Annotated in this window: 16 protein-coding genes and 1 pseudogene; 12 read left to right on the top strand and 5 right to left on the bottom strand. The window is 66.1% G+C overall.

What is annotated here, in order from left to right; all coding sequences use genetic code 11:
* Positions 1-29: 29 nt before the first annotated feature.
* Entirely contained in the window at positions 30-1,697 is a 1,668-nt protein-coding gene (locus U5A52_RS00430; protein WP_321933319.1) for an AAA family ATPase, read from the bottom strand.
* Between the two features lie 206 nt (positions 1,698-1,903).
* Here U5A52_RS00430 and U5A52_RS00425 point away from each other — a divergent pair, with 206 nt between their 5' ends.
* Positions 1,904-2,881: an acetyltransferase gene (locus U5A52_RS00425; RefSeq protein ID WP_321917856.1), complete on the top strand. Its 978-nt coding sequence runs from the start codon at positions 1,904-1,906 to the stop codon at positions 2,879-2,881.
* 27 nt (positions 2,882-2,908) lie between these two features.
* Here the strand turns inward: U5A52_RS00425 and U5A52_RS00420 are convergent, their stop codons facing one another.
* Positions 2,909-5,344, bottom strand: coding sequence for a phosphoketolase family protein (locus U5A52_RS00420; protein ID WP_321933317.1), 2,436 nt, complete (start codon positions 5,342-5,344; stop codon positions 2,909-2,911).
* Between the two features lie 343 nt (positions 5,345-5,687).
* On the opposite strand from U5A52_RS00420, the gene U5A52_RS00415 reads away from it, so the two are divergent.
* The 8 genes from U5A52_RS00415 to U5A52_RS00380 all read left to right on the top strand — a co-directional run bounded on the left by U5A52_RS00415 (position 5,688) and on the right by U5A52_RS00380 (position 11,698).
* On the top strand, positions 5,688-6,674 hold the full coding sequence (locus U5A52_RS00415) for a zinc-dependent alcohol dehydrogenase family protein (RefSeq protein ID WP_321933315.1): 987 nt from the start codon (positions 5,688-5,690) through the stop codon (positions 6,672-6,674).
* A gap of 158 nt (positions 6,675-6,832) precedes the next feature.
* Entirely contained in the window at positions 6,833-7,294 is a 462-nt protein-coding gene (locus U5A52_RS00410; protein WP_321933313.1) for a universal stress protein, read from the top strand.
* 420 nt (positions 7,295-7,714) lie between these two features.
* Positions 7,715-8,263, top strand: coding sequence for a hypothetical protein (locus U5A52_RS00405; RefSeq protein WP_321917861.1), 549 nt, complete (start codon positions 7,715-7,717; stop codon positions 8,261-8,263).
* Complete coding sequence (gene phbB, locus U5A52_RS00400; protein ID WP_321917863.1) at positions 8,253-8,999, top strand: acetoacetyl-CoA reductase; 747 nt, start codon at positions 8,253-8,255, stop codon at positions 8,997-8,999. Before U5A52_RS00405 ends, phbB begins: the two co-directional genes overlap by 11 nt.
* A 251-nt stretch (positions 9,000-9,250) precedes the next feature.
* On the top strand, positions 9,251-9,682 hold the full coding sequence (locus U5A52_RS00395) for an Hsp20/alpha crystallin family protein (protein WP_321917864.1): 432 nt from the start codon (positions 9,251-9,253) through the stop codon (positions 9,680-9,682).
* A gap of 248 nt (positions 9,683-9,930) precedes the next feature.
* Positions 9,931-10,143, top strand: a complete 213-nt coding sequence (locus tag U5A52_RS00390; RefSeq protein ID WP_321917866.1) for a hypothetical protein — start codon at positions 9,931-9,933, stop codon at positions 10,141-10,143.
* 159 nt (positions 10,144-10,302) lie between these two features.
* Positions 10,303-10,464 (top strand): hypothetical protein, encoded by a 162-nt coding sequence (locus U5A52_RS00385; protein WP_321917868.1) that lies wholly within the window; start codon positions 10,303-10,305, stop codon positions 10,462-10,464.
* A gap of 244 nt (positions 10,465-10,708) precedes the next feature.
* The gene (locus U5A52_RS00380) at positions 10,709-11,698 is read left to right on the top strand and encodes a hypothetical protein (RefSeq protein ID WP_321933311.1); all 990 of its coding nucleotides are present in this window, start codon (positions 10,709-10,711) and stop codon (positions 11,696-11,698) included.
* A 70-nt stretch (positions 11,699-11,768) separates the two neighbouring features.
* On the opposite strand, the gene U5A52_RS00375 is transcribed toward U5A52_RS00380, so the two are convergent.
* Complete coding sequence (locus U5A52_RS00375; RefSeq protein ID WP_321933310.1) at positions 11,769-12,545, bottom strand: SH3 domain-containing protein; 777 nt, start codon at positions 12,543-12,545, stop codon at positions 11,769-11,771.
* Positions 12,546-12,816: 271 nt separating this feature from the next.
* On the opposite strand from U5A52_RS00375, the gene U5A52_RS00370 reads away from it, so the two are divergent.
* Positions 12,817-14,139 carry a TIGR00366 family protein gene (locus U5A52_RS00370; RefSeq protein ID WP_321933308.1) on the top strand — a complete coding sequence of 441 codons (1,323 nt, stop codon included), beginning with the start codon at positions 12,817-12,819 and terminating at the stop codon, positions 14,137-14,139.
* Between the two features lie 33 nt (positions 14,140-14,172).
* On the opposite strand, the gene U5A52_RS00365 is transcribed toward U5A52_RS00370, so the two are convergent.
* Both U5A52_RS00365 and U5A52_RS00360 read right to left on the bottom strand, forming a co-directional pair.
* Positions 14,173-14,538, bottom strand: a complete 366-nt coding sequence (locus U5A52_RS00365; RefSeq protein ID WP_321916455.1) for a DUF488 domain-containing protein — start codon at positions 14,536-14,538, stop codon at positions 14,173-14,175.
* 42 nt (positions 14,539-14,580) lie between these two features.
* Positions 14,581-15,162: pseudogene (locus U5A52_RS00360) on the bottom strand (uracil-DNA glycosylase family protein); the annotation flags it as partial.
* Positions 15,163-15,411: 249 nt separating this feature from the next.
* Between U5A52_RS00360 and U5A52_RS00355 the strand changes: the two are divergent.
* Both U5A52_RS00355 and U5A52_RS00350 read left to right on the top strand, forming a co-directional pair.
* Positions 15,412-16,470 (top strand): patatin-like phospholipase family protein, encoded by a 1,059-nt coding sequence (locus U5A52_RS00355; protein ID WP_321916347.1) that lies wholly within the window; start codon positions 15,412-15,414, stop codon positions 16,468-16,470.
* Positions 16,467-17,957, top strand: coding sequence for a GntP family permease (locus tag U5A52_RS00350; protein ID WP_321916349.1), 1,491 nt, complete (start codon positions 16,467-16,469; stop codon positions 17,955-17,957). The genes U5A52_RS00355 and U5A52_RS00350 overlap by 4 nt, the downstream gene beginning before the upstream one ends.
* Positions 17,958-18,000: the final 43 nt, after the last annotated feature.

The raw sequence follows: 18,000 nt of genomic DNA, 5'->3' as shown, positions 1-18,000 counted from the left end.
TGGCGGCGGATAATGAGTCCGCCGCAGCATCAAATCTCCCCATCCTCCGCATGCAAACGCGCGAACAGCGGTGCCCACCACGGCTCATGCGAGAAGGCCTCGATTTCCACGTCGGTGTTGAGATCAACGGTGCGCTGCCGCTCGCGCGCATCGAGTGGGTCCGCTTGCGCGAACTGTTTGGCAAGCACTTCGGCGCCCGCGTCGGACGCGTCGCGCGGCCCGCGCGCGCGGGCGTTGACGCGCTCGGCGAGCCGCACTTGCGGCGCGTGAAAGTTCAGGATCAGCATTGGCCGGTTCAACTCACGCGCGAGCGCCACGAAGCGCGCGCGATGTGCAGCCTTGAGAAACGTCGCATCGACGATCGCGGTATAGCCCGCGTTCAGCACGTCGCGCACATGAGCGACCAGGCGTTCGTAGTGCGCGTCGAGTGCAGCTTGTGTGTACGCGCTTGCCGGCAGCGCGCCGAGCGAGGGCGGCGCGAAGGGTTCGAGGCGCTTGCGTTCGAGATCGCTCGACACACGGATCGCCCCGCTCAGTTCGGCGAGCGCACGGCTCGCCACTGACTTACCCGACCCCGAAAAGCCGTGGCACAGCATCAGCCAGGGCGCGGCTTCGTGCATGATGCGCGCTTCGCTTGCCGCGAACGTGAGGTAGCGCGCGACGTCGCCGCCGAGCGCTGGCGCATGGTGTGGCGCAGGCGATCCTGCCTTGAGCTTCGCCACGAGTGCGCGCACCAGCGCGCGATAGACGACATAAAGCCGCAGCGCAGCGAGCCCCGCGAAATCGCCCGTGGCTTCCAGGTAGCGATTGAGCAGGCGGTGCGCGTACACCGCCTGGCCGTGCGCGCGCAGATCCATCAGCATGAACGCGAGGTCGCAGGTCACGTCGATCCAGCGCAGCGCGTCGCTGAATTCGATGCAATCGAACATCAACGCGTGCCGCCCGTGCCGCACGATATTGTCGAGATGCAGATCGCCGTGGCAGGCGCGCACGAATCCGTTCGCGCGCCGTGCATCGACGTGCCGCGCCAGACGCGTGATTTCGCTTTCGCAGATCGCGCGCAAGCCAGCGTGCTCTACAGCGTGCGCCGTGCGCGGATCCGCTTCGAGGGGCGCGAGCGCCGCGAGCACCTGTTCGCGCAGCAGCGCCGCCGAGCCGAAGCGCGCCGCGCTCGCCAGCGGCCCGTGGCCGGCCCGGCGTGCATGGCGATGGACCGTGGCGAGCCTGGTTGCGGCTGCATCGATATCGGTGGTGCTCAGGTCGCCGTTCGAGAGCAGGTTCGAAAACAGCAGGCGCTGGTCGAAGCGGCGCATACGAACCGCGTACTCGACCACTTTTACGTTGCCGCGCATGCCGCGCTTGAGCTTGCAACGCCGACCGTCAAAAAATAGCGCAACGGTTTCGCGATAAATCGGTCCCGCGAACGGCGCATTCAGACGAATCTCAGCTTCGCAGCAGCGGAATCGGGCATCGAGCCGCACAAAATTGACGAACCCGAAATCGACGGGCTTCACGATCTTGTACGCGTACCGCCCAGCGAGATACACCACGGAAATATGCGTTTCGATGCGTACGATCCGCCCGGCCGGGTGCGCGTAGGTCGAGGCGCGCGAGAGCGCGGCGTTCACGAGGCGGCTGTGGCGCCGTGCCGCGCGCAGACGGTTGGCGGCGTGGCGTGAGATCGGCGTGTCGGACATCGGCGTGGCGATTGTGGGAATGAAGGTCTACGGGGCGCAAATCGTCGCAACCAGCATACACGCGAGCAAACGCGGGACGCCCGCTGCACGGCATCTTACTGCCTTGATCGAAACGGCCTGCATGGGCATCGGCATATTGCACCTTTTGTGCAATCCGGCGAGGCTGCGCGATACTGTCGAGTTCAACCTAACGGGATTTCGGAGACATGGCGCATTTCGACGTATTCAACGGCGACGCAGACGGTATCTGCGCGCTGCATCAACTTCGGCTCGCAAGGCCGCGCGAAGCGACGCTCATCACCGGCGCGAAGCGAGACATCGCACTGGTCGAGCGCGTGCCCGCGCAGCCCGGCGACTCGCTCACCGTGCTCGACATTTCGTTCGACGTGAACCGCAAGGCGCTCACCGCGCTGCTCGCGAAGGACGTCGCGGTCGAATATTTCGACCATCACCACGCAGGCGACCTGCCTATGTCCAGGAATCTGGTCGCGCATATTGACACCACGGCGCAGGTCTGCACGAGCGTGCTCGTCGACCGGCACCTCGCCGGCCGCTACCGTCTCTGGGCAATCGCGGCGGCCTGGGGCGACAACCTGCCCGGCACGGCGCAAGCGCTTGCGCAACAGGCCGGGCTGGACGCCGCGCAGACCGAACAGCTGCGCGAGCTTGGCGAGTCGATCAACTACAACGCTTATGGCGACTGCGTCGATGATCTCGTGATCGCGCCGCTCGATCTGTATGCGGCGATGAAACCTTATGACAACCCGTTCGATTTCATCGCCTCGGAGCCGATCGTCGGTCAACTCGCCCGTTGCCGCCAGGACGATCTCGAATTGGCCCAGGCCATCGCGCCGCTCATCGCGTTGCAGTACGGCAGCGTTTGCGTGCTGCCCGACGAGCCGTGGGCGCGCCGGGTGCGCGGCGTGTTCGCCAACGTGCTTGCGAACGAAGAACCCTCGCGTGCGCACGCGGTGCTGAGCGTGAACGCCGACGGCAACTATGCGGTGAGCGTGCGCGCGCCGCTCACCGAACCGCGCGGCGCGGACGAACTCTGCCGCGCGTTCCCCGGCGGAAACGGCCGGGTGGGCGCGGCAGGCATCGACTGCCTCGAATCGAACCGGCTCGACGCGTTCGTTACCGCGTTCGCGCGCGTGTTCGGACGCACGAAGCCGGCTTCAGTCTGAGCAACCCAACGCGTCAATGCACTGCCACTAAGCTTTTTCACCGCCACCCTGTGTGTTGCGCGCGGCGGGCCAACGCCAGTCGCGAATTTCAGGCATGTCGTCGCCGTACTCGTCCACGTAGCGGCGGTGTGCGGCCAGCTTGTCGTGCAGCGTCTGGCGCAGGTGCGCCGCGCGCTGCGCGAGCCCGTCCACATGGTCGATCACGGCTTCGCACAGGTGGTAGCGGTCAAGCCGGTTGAGCACGGTCATGTCGAACGGCGTGGTCGTCGTGCCTTCCTCGATAAAGCCGTGCACGTGAATGTTCGCGTGATTGGCGCGCCGGTACGTGAGCTTGTGGATCAGCGTCGGGTAACTATGGTGCGCGAAGATTACCGGCTTGTCGGTGGTGAAGAGCGCGTTGAAATCGGCGTCGGGCAGGCCATGCGGATGGCGGTCGGCGGGTTCGAGCGTCATCAGGTCCACCACGTTCACCACGCGGACCTTCAGGTCGGGAAGGCAGGTGCGCAGCAGGTCCACGGCGGCCAGCGTTTCCATGGTGGGCACGTCGCCGGCGCAGGCCATGACCACGTCGGGCTCGCCGCCGTCGTCGTTGCTCGCCCATTGCCAGATGCCGATGCCGTCTGCGCAGTGGCGTATGGCGGCGTCCATGTCGAGCCATTGCGCCTGCGGCTGCTTGCCCGCCACGATGATGTTGATGCGGTTCCAGGTGCGCAGCACGTGGTCGGTCACGGCAAGCAGCGTGTTGGCGTCCGGCGGCAGATACACGCGCACCGTGTCCGACTTCTTGTTCACCGCGTAGTCGATGAAGCCCGGGTCCTGATGGCTGAAGCCGTTATGGTCCTGGCGCCACACGTGCGAGGTGAGCAGATAGTTGAGCGAGGGCAGCGGCCGCCGCCACGGAATTTCGCGGATCACCTTCAGCCACTTCGCGTGCTGGTTGAACATCGAATCGATGATGTGGATGAATGCCTCGTAACACGACATGAAGCCGTGTCGCCCGGTGAGCAGATAGCCTTCCAGCCAGCCCTGGCAGGTATGCTCGGAGAGCATTTCCATCACGCGGCCGTTGGTGGCCAGCTGGATGTCGTCGGGCGTGAACTCGGCCAGCCAGGTGCGCGACGTCACGTCGAATACGTCGCCCCAGCGATTCGACGCGGTTTCGTCGGGCCCGAAGATGCGGAAGTTGCGCGTGGGGTCGTTCACGCGCATGACTTCGCGCAGGAACGCGCCCATGACGCGCGTGGCTTCGGCATCCACCTGGCCGGGTGCGGGCACGTCCACGGCGTGGTGCTCGAATGGCGGCACGCGCAGTTCGCGCACACGGCCGCCGCCGTTCGAACGCGGGTTCGCGCTCATGCGTTTTTCGCCTTGCGGCGCGAGCGCGGCGATTTCGGGCACGAGGCGGCCTTGCGCGTCGAACAGTTCTTCGGGCTTGTAGCTGCGCATCCAGCTTTCGAGTAGCGCGAGATGTCCCGGCTTCGAGATGTTTGCAAGCGGCACCTGATGCGAGCGCCACGAGCCTTCGGTCTTCTGGCCATCCACTGTCTTGGGACCGGTCCAGCCCTTGGGCGTGCGCATGACGATCATCGGCCAGCGCGGACGTTCGTAGCCGGGCGGCAGGTTGCCGTGTTCGTCGGCGAGTTCGCGCGCGGCCTTCTGAATGCGTGCGATCTCGTCGAACGCCGTATCGAACGCGGTGGCCATCAGACGATGCGCAACGGCGGGCTCCTCGGCCTCCACGAAGATCGGCGCGTGGCCGTAGCCCTTCATGAGCGAGGCGAGTTCGTCGTCGCCGATGCGCGCGAGCACCGTCGGCCCCGCGATCTTGAAGCCGTTCAAATGGAGAATGGGCAGCACGGCGCCGTCGGTGGCCGGATTGACGAACTTGTTCGAGTGCCAGGACGTGGCGAGCGGGCCCGTTTCGGCTTCGCCGTCGCCCACCACGCAGGCGACGATCAGATCCGGGTTGTCGAACACCGCGCCGTAGGCGTGCGAGAGCGCGTAGCCCAGTTCGCCGCCTTCGTGGATCGAGCCCGGCGTTTGCGGCGCGACGTGGCTCGGAATGCCGCCCGGAAAACTGAACTGCTTGAAGAGCGCCGCCATGCCTTCTTCGTCGTGCGGCACGTTCGGCCAGGTCTCGCTGTAGGTGCCTTCCAGCCAGGTGTTCGCGACGACGGCCGGGCCGCCATGACCAGGCCCCGCGAGAAACAGCACGTCGAGATCGCGCGCGCTGATGATGCGGTTCAGATGCGTGTAGAGGAAATTCAGGCCCGGCGTCGTGCCCCAGTGGCCGAGCAGGCGCGGCTTCACGTGCGCGAGCTGCAGCGGCTCGCGCAGGAGCGGATTGGCGAGCAGATAGATCTGGCCGACCGAAAGATAGTTGGCGGCGCGCCACCAGGCGTCCATGCGGCGCAGCAGGTCGTCGGAAAGCGGCGGGTGGGCAGGGGTGTCGGTAGCGTTCATGCGGGGCTCCGGTTGCGCGGCGGCGGAAGACGGACCGAGGCGGACTGCGTGCGCGGCGCGACGGCGCGCGTGGCGATTGGCGGCTGACGCTGGCCGAAGGTGCGCGGTGGCGTATGCCGGGCGCATGGCCGGGCGGCGGTGCCTCGTGGTCCTGCGGGATTCGTCTTATGTTGCCACGATCGCGCGCTGCGCCACGCCTGAATGTCCCGCGGCTGTGCGTCGCATCGCGTCGTGAAGTTGCGATGCAGCGCGCGATGCACGACAGCCCGCGGCCCGATTGCATAACATGGTTTTATGGTGATCGATGCGGCGCGTCAGCCGCGTTCCGGCGAGGAGGATGGCGATGCGGGCGATGGTGTTCGACGGCGAGAATCCGTGGCTGCGTGAAGCCGATTTACCCGACCCGGCGCCGCGCGCCGGCGAACTGCTGATCGACGTGCGCGCGTGCGGCGTGTGCCGCACCGATCTGCATGTCGTCGACGGCGATCTCGAGCACCCGAAAAAGCCCGTCATTCCCGGTCATGAAATCGTCGGCACGGTCGCGGCGCTCGGCGCCGGCGTGACGGGTTTCGCGCTGGGCGACCGCGTGGGCGTGCCGTGGCTCGGCCACACCTGCGGCCACTGCCGCTTCTGCGCCGACGGGCGCGAGAATCTTTGCGACGCACCCGGCTTCACGGGCTACACGATCGACGGCGGCTACGCCACGCGCACCGTCGCCGACGCTCGCTACTGCTTCCATCTGCCGCGCCAGTACAGCGACGTCGAAGCCGCGCCGCTGCTCTGCGCGGGACTCATCGGCTATCGCTCGCTCGCGATGGCGGGCGAGGCGCGGCGCATCGGCATTTACGGCTTCGGCGCGGCGGCGCATATCGTCGCGCAGGTTGCGCGTCACCAGGGGCGCACGGTCTATGCGTTCACGCGTCCCGGCGATACTGCGGCGCAGCTGTTCGCGCGCCGCCTGGGCGCAGCGTGGGCCGGCGGCAGCGACGAGCGCGCGCCCGAGGAACTCGACGCGGCGCTGCTGTTCGCACCGGTCGGCGCGCTCGTGCCCGCCGCGCTGCGAGCGCTGACGAAGGGCGGCACCGTCGTGTGCGGCGGCATCCACATGAGCGACATTCCCTCGTTTCCTTACGCATGGCTGTGGGAGGAGCGGCGCATTGTTTCGGTGGCCAATCTCACGCGCGAGGACGGGACGACCTTCATGGCCATCGCCGCGCGTCACAAACTCGAAATCGAGACCACGCCGTACCCGCTCGCGCGTGCGAACGAGGCGCTGGCCGACTTGCGCGAGGGGCGGCTCACGGGCGCGGCCGTGTTGACGATGCGGTGAGTGTGCCTGCGCTCAGGAGGACGGAGATTCTGACGGAATGGAGACAACGGGTCGCACCGCCTGCGGCGCGCATCCGTACCCAAATGCGCTACAACATATTTAGATAGCGCGTGCCGGGAACCCGGCGCGCAATTTGGGCAAGACCCGGGAGGTCAACGATGTACAAGCAGATTCTGGTAGCGGTCGATGGCAGCCGCAGCGGCCGGCGCGCGCTCGACGAGGCCGTGAAGATTGCAAAGGCGACCGGCGGCGCCGTTCAGGCGCTGTGTGTCGTGCGGCATCCTGCGCGGCTCGTGGACGTGAGTTCGGGCTTCGCCGAGGAGCAGGCGCGCCACTCGGCGGAGAACGACGCCGCAACGGCGGCGCTCGAAGAAGCGAAACGGGTGTTCGCGCAGGCCCAGGTGCCGGGCAGCACGCGCGCAGCGGACGCGAGTGGCGAGGAGATTGCCGCCGTTATCTCGCGCATTGCCGCCGAGGAAGACGCGGACCTCGTGGTGATGGGCACACGTGGCTTGTCGGGCATGAAGCGCTTGTTGCTTGGCAGCGTGGCCGAATCGTTCCTGCGTATGGCAGACCGGCCGGTCATGCTGGTACGCGACGAAGAGGCGCCGGTGGCCTGAGCGGGGCACCCGGTTCCGCCGGCCGGTGCGCCGCGAAGGCGAGATCGGCCGGGCAGCCTTTGCGCGGGTTGTTCGGTCACCCCAACGATTCGCTGATCCGTCTCGAAATATCCGCAACAACAAACCCGGTTTTGAATCACCGCGCATCAGATGTCTCGATTTGTGACATTTATCAAGCGGCAAAACGCCCATTCGTTACGCGGGAGCCCGCGTTCCTGCCTATGATGTTGGCTTGAGCCAACTGTATTGCGAAAGCACGGCACTCCGAAGCATCTCGACGCTCATCGTCGCGCGTGAAGCGCTTACATTTCGCTCGCCGCAGAGCACGTTCAATCGCGCTCGACGCTGTCACCCTGGCAGCAAACGCCCCAGCCGCACCGGCACGCGCCGGGCGAAAGCTACATACGGAGGAGATTGATCATGGCTACCGCTTCTCATCCCCCATTCGACGCCTCGCTCGGCAACGCCCTGGGCGCCTCATTCGAAACGTATCGCACCAATACATCGGCCGCGTTGCGCCTGCTCCTCGGGCAGCAGCAATGGCGCGAGCAGCTGGTGAAGCTGGAGCAGCGCCGCATCGCGCGCGACCGCGAGGCGGTCGAAGGCTTGCTCGAATCGCTGCGCACCGCGCGCGACTGGACCGATTTTGCGGTCGCCACGCAATCGGTCTGGCGCGACTATCTCGGCGCGAGCACCACGCTCTGGCAAGAGGGCATGGCGGCGGCGATGCAGAGCACGAGCACATGGTCCGAAAGCGCGCGCGAATTCACGCAGCAGTGGCAGGAGGCTTGCGCGGGTGCGCAAGCGGGCGCGTCCAAGGTGCCCGGCGCGTTGCCGATGCGCGAGTGGATGAATGCTTTCGAGCGTGCGATGAGCAGCGCTGCCAATGGCGCCGCGCATCCGGGCAAGGCCGCGGGTGCTGGCCACGCACAGCGCGCGAGCGCGGGCGGAGGCCAGCATGGCCACTAAGCGCGTTGCCTTCGTCACCGGTGGCATGGGCGGACTCGGCGAAGCGATCAGCCGGCGCTTGCACGACGCGGGCATGACCGTCGCGGTCTCATGCTCGGCGGCGAGCACGCGAGCCGATGCGTGGCTTGCCGCTGAACGCGCGGCGGGCCGCGATTTCGGCTGCCATGAAATGAACGTTGCCGATTGCGATGCCTGCGAGCGCGCGGCGCAGCAAGCGCTCGACGATCTCGGCCAGGTGGACGTGCTCATCAACAATGCGGGCATCACGTGCGACCGCAGCTTCGTCAAGATGTCGAAAGCCGACTGGGATTCGGTGCTGCGCACCGATCTCGACGCGCTCTTCAATGTGACGAAGCCGTTCTTGCCCGGCATGATCGAGCGCGGCTTCGGGCGCATCATCAATATCGGCTCGGTCAACGGCTCGCGCGGCGCTTTCGGGCAGACCAACTATTCGGCGGCGAAAGCGGGCATGCATGGTTTCACGAAGGCGCTCGCACTCGAAGTGGCGAAGAGAGGCGTGACGGTGAACACCGTGTCGCCGGGCTACCTCGCCACGCAAATGGTGGAAGCCGTGCCGAAGGACGTGCTGGACGCGCGCATCCTGCCGCAAATTCCGGTAGGCCGCCTCGGCCAGCCGAATGAGGTCGCCGCACTGGTGGCGTTCCTCTGCTCGGACGACGCGGCGTTCATCACCGGCGCCGATATTGCGATCAACGGCGGCATGCACATGCAATGACGCGCCGCGCGGCGATGCAAAATTTTCTCGCCCGGCGAAAAAAGGGTCTTGCAAACGCGCGAGGCGCCTTCATGTTGGAACGGTAAGCGGCAGCGACCGCGCCGCGCAGGCGGTGCGATGCGTTGCGGCGGTTCCCCGTGGTCGACCGCAGAGGCATCATGCGCCTGCGGTAACTGACAGGGAATTCAGGAGTCCGATGAAATGTGGGTCATTGCATCGACAAGGAAAACGTTCATCCCATGGAGGCATCAATGAGCAATATCTCGCGTTACGATCCGTTTTCGATGGAAAGTGTGCCCGATCTGTTTCACGGGCTGTTCCGGCCGTTGCGTGCCACGAGTGGCGTGGAAGGGCAGGCGGCCAGCATCCGGATCGACGTGACGGAAGACGAAGCTGGCTTCACGGTAAAGGCCGAAATGCCGGGCGTCGAGCGCAAGGACATCGACGTGAAGATCGATGGCAATCTCGTGTCGATTGCAGCAAAGGTCGAGCGGGGCAGCGAGCTGAAGGAAGGCGAGCGCGTTGTGCGTCGCGAGCGGTATTCGGGCAGCGTGAGCCGCGCATTTACGCTCGCAGCGGAAATCGACGACGAAAAGGCGAGCGCGCAATACAAAGATGGCGTGCTGACGTTGGCGCTGCCGAAGAGGGCCGCGGCCGCGAGCAAGCGCCTGGAAATCAACTAAGGTTGAGGACGCTTTGAGCGGGCGGCGCGCAGACTGCATATCGTGCAGCTGCGCGCCGTTTTTATGGGGCAGGACGTTGCCGATTCATCGACACGTAACACAGCGAAACACGACTGTAGCGAAACTGTACGATTGACTCGCTATGCTGGGGAGACTTAAGCCCACGGCCCTTCGGTCGGATGCTTTTCGGGCTTGTGGCGGGAACTGGCGCGCAAACGCCGACTCCGGCCAACCACTGGAGAGACCCGATGCTCAGTCACCACGAACTAGCGACCTTGCTGCTGATCCGTGATGCGGACGCGCCGATTCAGACGCTCGATTCCGATTTCCTCGCGCTGCAGCGCTACCGTCTCGTCGAGATGGACGAAGCGGGCGGCGACCCCACGCTGCGCCTCACGACCCGCGGTCGTGAACTGTTGCGGCGTCTCACGCATGAAGAGGGCGACGAGCGCAGTATTTGAGCGGCCTCCGCGACCTGGTGTTGTGCAGCAAGACGTGTCAAGAGCGTTTCATCGAGCGCTACGCCCGTTACATTCATGTAATACGCCACTGACCACTCTGCGATACAGTGCTGGCTTTTGGTTCCAACCCACGCTGTTTTCACACGCAAGAGCCGAGTCATGAACGCCGTTTTCAAGCCTGCTGTCCGCCTGTTCGCCCTGATTTCCTGCGCCGCGCTGTTCGCGCCGCTCGCGGCTGTCGCCGCACCGTATCACCACGAGGTGTGCCACGTCGAACACGTTCACCATCACGCTGAGCGCGTCTGCCATCACGTGCGCTAATAGTGGGCCTACTGCGAAACTGACTGCAGGGCAGAACGCCGCACTTTCGTGCGGCGTTTCTTTTTTTATCATGTAATGAGGATTACGAAATAAAAGCCGGAAATTTGTACTGCGGCATTTCGTAATGAATTGAAAGACCAGGGTCACACAAGAAATATTACGCCGGGGTATGCTCCGCGTTTCGTTGCATACATTCTGCTTGCGGCGAGTCTCACACCCAAAGCGCAAGGCAACAACGCACGCAATGAAAAACATCACGTCGCTAGCCGCATCCGGTGTTGCCGCCAGCGCGCTCGCTATTGCTTCCGGGTCGGTTTGCGCGCAGGAATTCACGCTCTATGCAGGGCCGCTCAAAAGCGGCGACGATCATACCTATTCGTGGCAGATGGATTACACGGAAGGTTTTGGCCAGTATTTTGCCGGCAGCATTGCGTGGTTGAACGAAGGCCATATTCCGAATCATCACCGCGACGGCCAGACCATCCAGGCGTGGGCGCGCCTGCCGCTTGCGCAGCGCCGCTTTGTGTTCGCGGTAGGCGTCGGACCGTATCGCTATTTCGACACCGAAGCCGCGTCCCAGGGGCAAGGCTGGTCCGACACGCACGGTTGGGGCGTGCTCTATAGCGCGCGCGCCACGTGGTACGCCGCGAATCGCTGGACGGCGAACCTGCAGCTCAATCGCATCCAGGTGTCGCGCGGTCCATCGACCACCTCGCTCATGCTGGGCATCGGTTATCAGCTCGACGCGCCCGACACGCCAGGCCCGCGCGATTTCGCATTGCCGCGCACGCAGAAAGTGACGAACAACGAGATCACGCTGATGGCGGGCGAGACGATCCTCAACAGCCTCGAATCGCAGACATCGGCGGCGGAGGCGATCGAGTACCGGCGCGGCATCAACTCCTTTCTCGACGCTACCGTGGGCTATCTGCACGAGGGCAACGGCATTTCGGCGCGGCGAGATGGCGCGACGGCGCAGCTCTGGCTCACACGCGCGTTCTTCGACGAGCGTCTCACGCTGGGGTTCGGCGCGGGCCTCTATGCTGCGATTCATCACGGCGAGCACCCCGACGAACGCGATACCGGCGACGGCATTCTGTCGGGGCTCGTTTCCGTCTCGGCTTCATACCGCTTGACGCAGCATTGGGCCGCACGCGTTACGTGGAATCGCGTGGTCACGCGCTATAGCCGCGATACGGACGTGATCCTCGGTGGTATTGGCTATCGGTTCTAAACGGTGGTGAAGTAGCCAGCGCGAGCATGCCGTGCTTCGGCACGGACTTGCCCGCGCGCTCGTCTCGGGGTCAACCGCCCGGAGGGGGACGACCGCCACCACCGCCACCGCCACCGCCACCGCCGCCGCCGCCGCCCGGTCCACCACCGCCTCCGCTTGCGCCACCACCCGGCGGTCGATTATTTCCACCACCGGGTGGTCGCCCGCCGCCTTGTCCCGGCGGCCGTCCGCCGCCCTGGCCGGGTGGCCGGGCATTGCCTTGCCCCGGTGGCCGCGCGTTGTTATTGCCGGAGCCCGCGCCGGGTGGCCGGTTTCCCGGTCCTGCGTTGTTGTGGGGCGGACGATTCCCGCCGCCCTGGTTGGGCGGCCGGGCGCCGCCAGGCGGACGGCTACTCGGCGGACGCGGGCGCACGGGCGGCGGCGCTACGGGCCGCGGGCCCGGATGGCGCGCCCAGCGCGATTGATTCGAGTACCACGGACGGTCGCGGTAATGGGAGCCCCAGTACGCGCCGAGCGAGAACGTCACGATGGGAAGACCGATTCGCGGGCCATAGCTCATCACCGGCACGCGCTGCCCTTGCCATGGATAGCTGATGAAGGTGCCGTAGACCCAGCCGCGCAGGCCCGGAAAGCCAATATCGCACCAACTGAAGCCGGCGACGCAGCCCCACACCGTCACGGCCACGCCACCCGGAATCTGGGCGACGATAGGAAAGTCTGCTGCGGGTCCTGCGTAGATATTGACGGTCTGATTCGTGAACGCCTGCGACTGGGCGTGCGCGGGCGGTGAAGCCACGAATATGCCGGCTAGCGCGGCGAGCACGACACCAAGAAACTGCTTGCGCATTCCTGCCTCCCGCTGGGTGGAGCCACCCGGACGTTTATTGAGATAGCGACGTTAACGGTAGCAGATAAGACTTTTAGGGCGCCTTTGAGCATGTAACGGCTTATTTCGTGCGGACGCACAATCACGGGCCAGGCAGGACGTCGGGCGCGCGTAGAGCGATTTGCCGGCGAGGCGCACGCATTGTGCCGCGCTGTGCAAAAATCGCGGCCTCGGTTCGCATCCAAGAAAACAGGCGGCCGATTCCGTATCAGCAGACGAGGAGCAGACCAACGTGATTCAGCGTATTTCCCATTTCTTTACCGGCGTGGTGCATCGGATCTTGCCGGACCCGCTCATCTTCGCCATTCTCCTCACCGTCGTGACCTTCGTGCTGGCGTTCGCGCTCACGCCGCAGCCGCCCGAAGCGCTCGTCATGATGTGGGGTTCGGGCTTCTGGAACCTGCTCGCGTTCGCGATGCAGATGGTCCTGATTCTCGTGACCGGCCACGCGCTCGCCAGCTCCGGCCCGGTCAAGCGCATGCTGGTTGCGCTGGCAAGTTGCGCGCGCACGCCTGGCCAGGGCGTGATGCTGGTTGCGTTCGTGGGCGCGATTGCCTGCGCGATCAACTGGGGCTTCGGCCTCGTGCTCGGCGCGATGTTCTCGCGCGAAGTGGCGCGGCGGGTGCGCGGCGCGGACTACCGGCTGCTCGTTGCCGCCGCGTACATGGGCTTTCTCACGTGGCACGGCGGCCTTTCCGGCTCGGTGCCGCTCGTGGCGGCCACAAAGGGCAACCCGATGGAAAAGGCTGTGGGCCTGATCCCGGTCTCGCAAACCATCTTCACCGGCTATAACGCGTTCATCACGCTCGGACTGATCGTGCTGCTGCCGATTCTCGTGCGCCTCATGATGCCGAAGCCCGAAGACGTCGTCTCGGTCGACCCCGCGCTGCTCGAAGATCCGCCGAGCGTCGAGCGCAAGCTCGGCCCGGACGCGACCTTCGCCGAGCGCATCGAGGAAAGCCGCGCGCTCTCGCTGCTGGTGGCGGCACTGTGTTTCGTGTTCCTCGGTATCCGCTTTCACACGAAAGGCTTCGCGCTCGACATCGACACGGTCAATCTCGTGTTCCTCGCGGCGGGTCTCGTGCTGCATAAAACGCCGATGGCCTACGCGCGTGCCGTGGCCGGCGCGGCGAGGGGCGCCTCGGGCATCATGATCCAGTTTCCGTTCTACGCGGGCATTCAGGCGCTGATGGACCACTCGGGTCTCGCGGGCGTCATCACGAAGTGGTTCGTCGATATCGCGAACGTGCATACGTTCCCGCTGCTCGTGTTTCTCAGCTCGGCGGTGATCAACTTCGCGGTGCCTTCGGGCGGCGGCCACTGGGTCGTGCAGGGGCCGTTCGTGATGCCGGCGGCGCAGGCGCTCGGCGCGGACCTCGGCAAGTCCGCGATGGCAATTGCCTATGGCGAGGCGTGGACCAACATGGCGCAGCCGTTCTGGGCGCTGCCCGCGCTCGCGATCGCAGGCCTTGGCGTGCGCGACATCATGGGTTTCTGCGTGACCACGCTGCTGTTCTCGGGTGTGGTGTTCGTCGCGGGGATGTATCTCTTTTGAGCGTGACAAGGGCGGCGCCTGGGTGCCGCCCGCTTATTTGATCGCGTGCTTCGCCAGATAGTCGCGCAGCACGATTGCATGATTGCGCTGCGTGTCGTGAGAGCCGTAGAGCAGGGTGATGTGCCCCTTCCCGGCCGCTTCGGCGAGCGGATGCCAGGCTTCAGGATTGGCGTTCAGTTCGGCCAGATAGCGCTTCTTGAATTCGTCCCACTGGTCCGGGTCCTTGTGGAACCATTGGCGCAGTTCGGTGCTCGGCGCCGCCTCCTTCGCCCATTCCACATTCGCGAGTTTTTCCTTGCTCATGCCGCGCGGCCACAGCCGGTCCACCAGAAAGCAGTGGTGCCCGCCCTCGGGCAGCGGCTCGTAGACGCGCTGGATATCGATTGCCGGTTTCGTCATTGTCGGTTCTCCGGTTGCGGATGGAGGGCGGCTGCGCCCAGGCGCCAGCAACGCCTGCACGCGTGCTTGCAGCGCCGGCAGGACATCGTGTTCGAACCACGGGTGGCGCTTGAACCAAGCCTGATTGCGTGGCGACGGGTGCGGGAGCGGCACGAAATTGGGTGCGTAGTCGCGCCAGGCCGCCACGGTTTCAGTGAGCGAGCTGCGACGCTCGCTGCCCAGAAAATAGCGCTGGGCATACTGGCCGACAAGCAGCGTGAGCCGCACGCCGCGCAGCTGTTTGACGAGGCGCGCGTGCCATAGCGGGGCGCATTCCGGGCGCGGCGGGTTGTCCCCGCCGCTGCCGCGGCCGGGGTAGCAAAAGCCCATCGGCACGAGCGCGACCTGGGCGGCGTCGTAGAACGTTTCGCTGTCGATGCCGAGCCACGCGCGCAGGCGTTTGCCGCTCGCGTCGTCCCACGGCACGCCCGAGGCATGGACCTTCGCGCCGGGCGCCTGGCCAACGATCAGCAGGCTTGCCGTTTCGCTCGCCTGCAGCACGGGGCGCGGGCCGAGCGGCAGCGCGTCGGCGCAGGCATGGCAGGCGCGGATTTCGGCGAGCAGGGCGGGAAGCGGACCCGACAGCGAAAGCGGCCCATGAAGCGGATGGGCATTCGGCACGGCAAGGCTGGAAAGCGTGACAGAAGATCCAGTCTACCAAACGCCCCCGCGACGCGCCGGCGCGCCCTGCACGATTCGAGCCCGCGCAAAGCGCGCCTGAAACGCGTGCCTGAAACCCGCTTCTGAAACCTCATTGCGCGCTGCGTCATTCTCGCGCGGCCATTTGAACTTTTCCTGTAATCTCGCCCGTGGTCGATCTGGAACGGAGCCGCAATGCCCGCCGAAGCCGAGACGTCAACCCGCACGACCCGCGCCGAGCCCTTGCTCGTCGATCTCGCACTGCAAGGCGGCGGCTCCCATGGCGCTTACACATGGGGCGTGCTCGACCGCCTGCTCGAGGAGCCGTGGTTGCAGATCGAAGGGATTTCGGGCACCTCGGCGGGCGCGATGAACGCCGCCGTGCTCGCGAGCGGCCATGCGCGCGGGGGCGCGGCCGGCGCGCGCGAGGCGCTCGAGCGCTTCTGGCGCCGCGTGTCCGACGCCGCGCGCTTCAGCCCGTTCCGGCGCGGCCCCGTCGACATCCTGCTCGGCCGCTGGACGCTCGATCATTCGCCCATGTTCGTCGCGCTCGACATGATGGCGCGCGTCGTCTCCCCGTACGATCTGAATCCGGGGAGCGTGAACCCTTTGCGCACGATCCTTGCCGACACCATCGACTTCGAGGCATTGCGCCAGTCGCGCATCAAGCTCTTCGTCACGGCCACGCGCGTGTCCAACGGTCAGGCGCGCGTGTTCCGCAATGCCGACGTCACGCCCGACGCGCTGCTCGCCTCGGCTTGCCTGCCTACGCTCTTCCAGGCCGTCGAGATCGACGGCGAAGCTTACTGGGACGGCGGTTACGCGGGCAATCCCACCATGACGCCGCTGATCCGCGAAACCGATTCGATCGACACGATCCTCGTGCAGGTGAACCCCGTGGAGCGCGCGGGCACGCCGCGCTCGGCGCGCGACATCATCAACCGCGTGAACGAGATCGCGTTCAATTCGCCGCTAATCAAGGAGCTGCGCATGATGGCGCTGCTGCACAAGGTTGCCGATGCGGGCAGCGAGGAGGGCCGCCGTTGGGCGCATATGCGCCTGCATCGCGTGCATAGCGCGAAGCTCGTCACGCTGGGCTCGTCGTCGAAACTGAACGCCGAGTGGTCGTTCATCACGATGCTGCGCGACGAAGGCCGCCGCACCGCCGACGAATTCCTCGCGCAGCACGGCGCGCAGCTCGGCGAGGCGTCGACGTTCGATTTCGAGGCGCTGCTCGAAGGGGTGCTGCAATGAGCGCGGGCACGCTGGTTATCGGCCTCGCGGGCATGCTCGCGAGCCTCTCGCTGCTGATCTGGCTCGCATATCGAGGCTGGAGCGTGCTGCTGCTCGCGCCGCTGTGCGCCATGCTGGCCGCGCTCATTTCGGGCGAGCCGGTGCTCGCGCATTGGACGCAAACATTCATGGCGAGCACGGGCCGCTTTCTCGCCCAGTTCTTTCCGCTTTTCCTGCTCGGCTCGCTGTTCGGCAAGCTGATGGAGGACAGCGGCTCGGTGGACGCCGTGGCGCGCCTCATGATCGACAAACTCGGCACGCGTCACGCGCTCGTGGCCGTGGTGCTGGGCGGCGCGCTCGTCACCTATGGCGGCGTGAGCCTCTTCGTTGCGTTCTTCGTGCTCGCGCCAATGGCGCAGGCGCTCTTTCGCTCCGCCGATATCCCGCGCCGCCTGATGCCCGCCGCGATCATGCTCGGCACGGCGACCTTCACGATGTCGGCGCTGCCCGGCACGCCCGCGCTGCAAAACGCCATTCCCATGCCGTTTTTCGGCACGACGCCGTTTGCCGCGCCGGGGCTTGGCGTGATCGCGAGTGTCGTGATGGCGGCCTTCGGCCTCTGGTGGCTCGGGCGCGCGGCGGCGGCGGCGCGGCGCAACGGCGAAGGTTTCGTCGAGCCCGACAACGGCGGCGCCGATGACGAAGAACGCGGCAAGTCCTCGCTCGTGCGTGAGCGCGCGAGCCTCGCGCAAGCCTTCGACCCCGCCGAGATCGGCAATGGCGCAGCGGCACCGGGCCATGCCGGGCCGCCGTCGCCGTTCGCCGCGCTCGCGCCGCTCGTGGTCGTCGTGGCGATGAACTTCGTGATGAACGTCGTGGTGTTCCCGCGCATCGACGCGTCTTATCTCGCCGAACCGCGCTGGGGCTCGACCACGCTTTCGGCGGTGGCGGGGGTATGGGGCGTGTGCGTTGCGCTCACGCTCGGCATTATCGTGCTGGTGGCGTTGAATCGCGGGCGGCTCGCCGCGCTGCGCGAAAGCGTCGACGCGGGCGCCAACGCCTCGGTGCTGCCGGTGCTGAGCGTGGGCAGTCTCGTGGGCTACGGCGCCGTGATTGCCGCCTTGCCGGCGTTCGAGGCCGTGCGCGACTGGGTGCTCGGCATCGGCGGCGGCCCGCTCGTTTCGCTCGCCGTAGCCACGAACCTGCTCGCCGGGCTCACGGGCTCGGCTTCGGGCGGCTTGACCATCGCGCTCGACGCGCTCGGCGGCACCTACATGCAACTCGCCGCGCAGCACGGTATCGATCCCGCTTTGCTGCATCGCGTTGCCGTGATGTCGTCGGGCACGCTCGACAGCCTGCCGCACAACGGCGCCGTGGTCACACTGCTGGCCGTGTGCGGTTCGACGCATCGCGAAAGCTACCGCGACCTCGTGGTGGTGAGCATCGTCGGCGCGATCATTGCGCTCGCTGTGGTGATCGTGCTCGGCTCGCTGTTCGGCAGTTTCTGAGCGTTGTTCCTGCGGGCGACACGCCGCGCGGCAGCGATCCGCC

The sequence above is a fragment of the Paraburkholderia sp. J8-2 genome (assembly GCF_905220195.1).
Taxonomy (GTDB): domain Bacteria; phylum Pseudomonadota; class Gammaproteobacteria; order Burkholderiales; family Burkholderiaceae; genus Paraburkholderia.
Note: the sequence above shows the minus strand (reverse complement) of the source record. Positions and strands in the feature narration are given on the sequence as shown.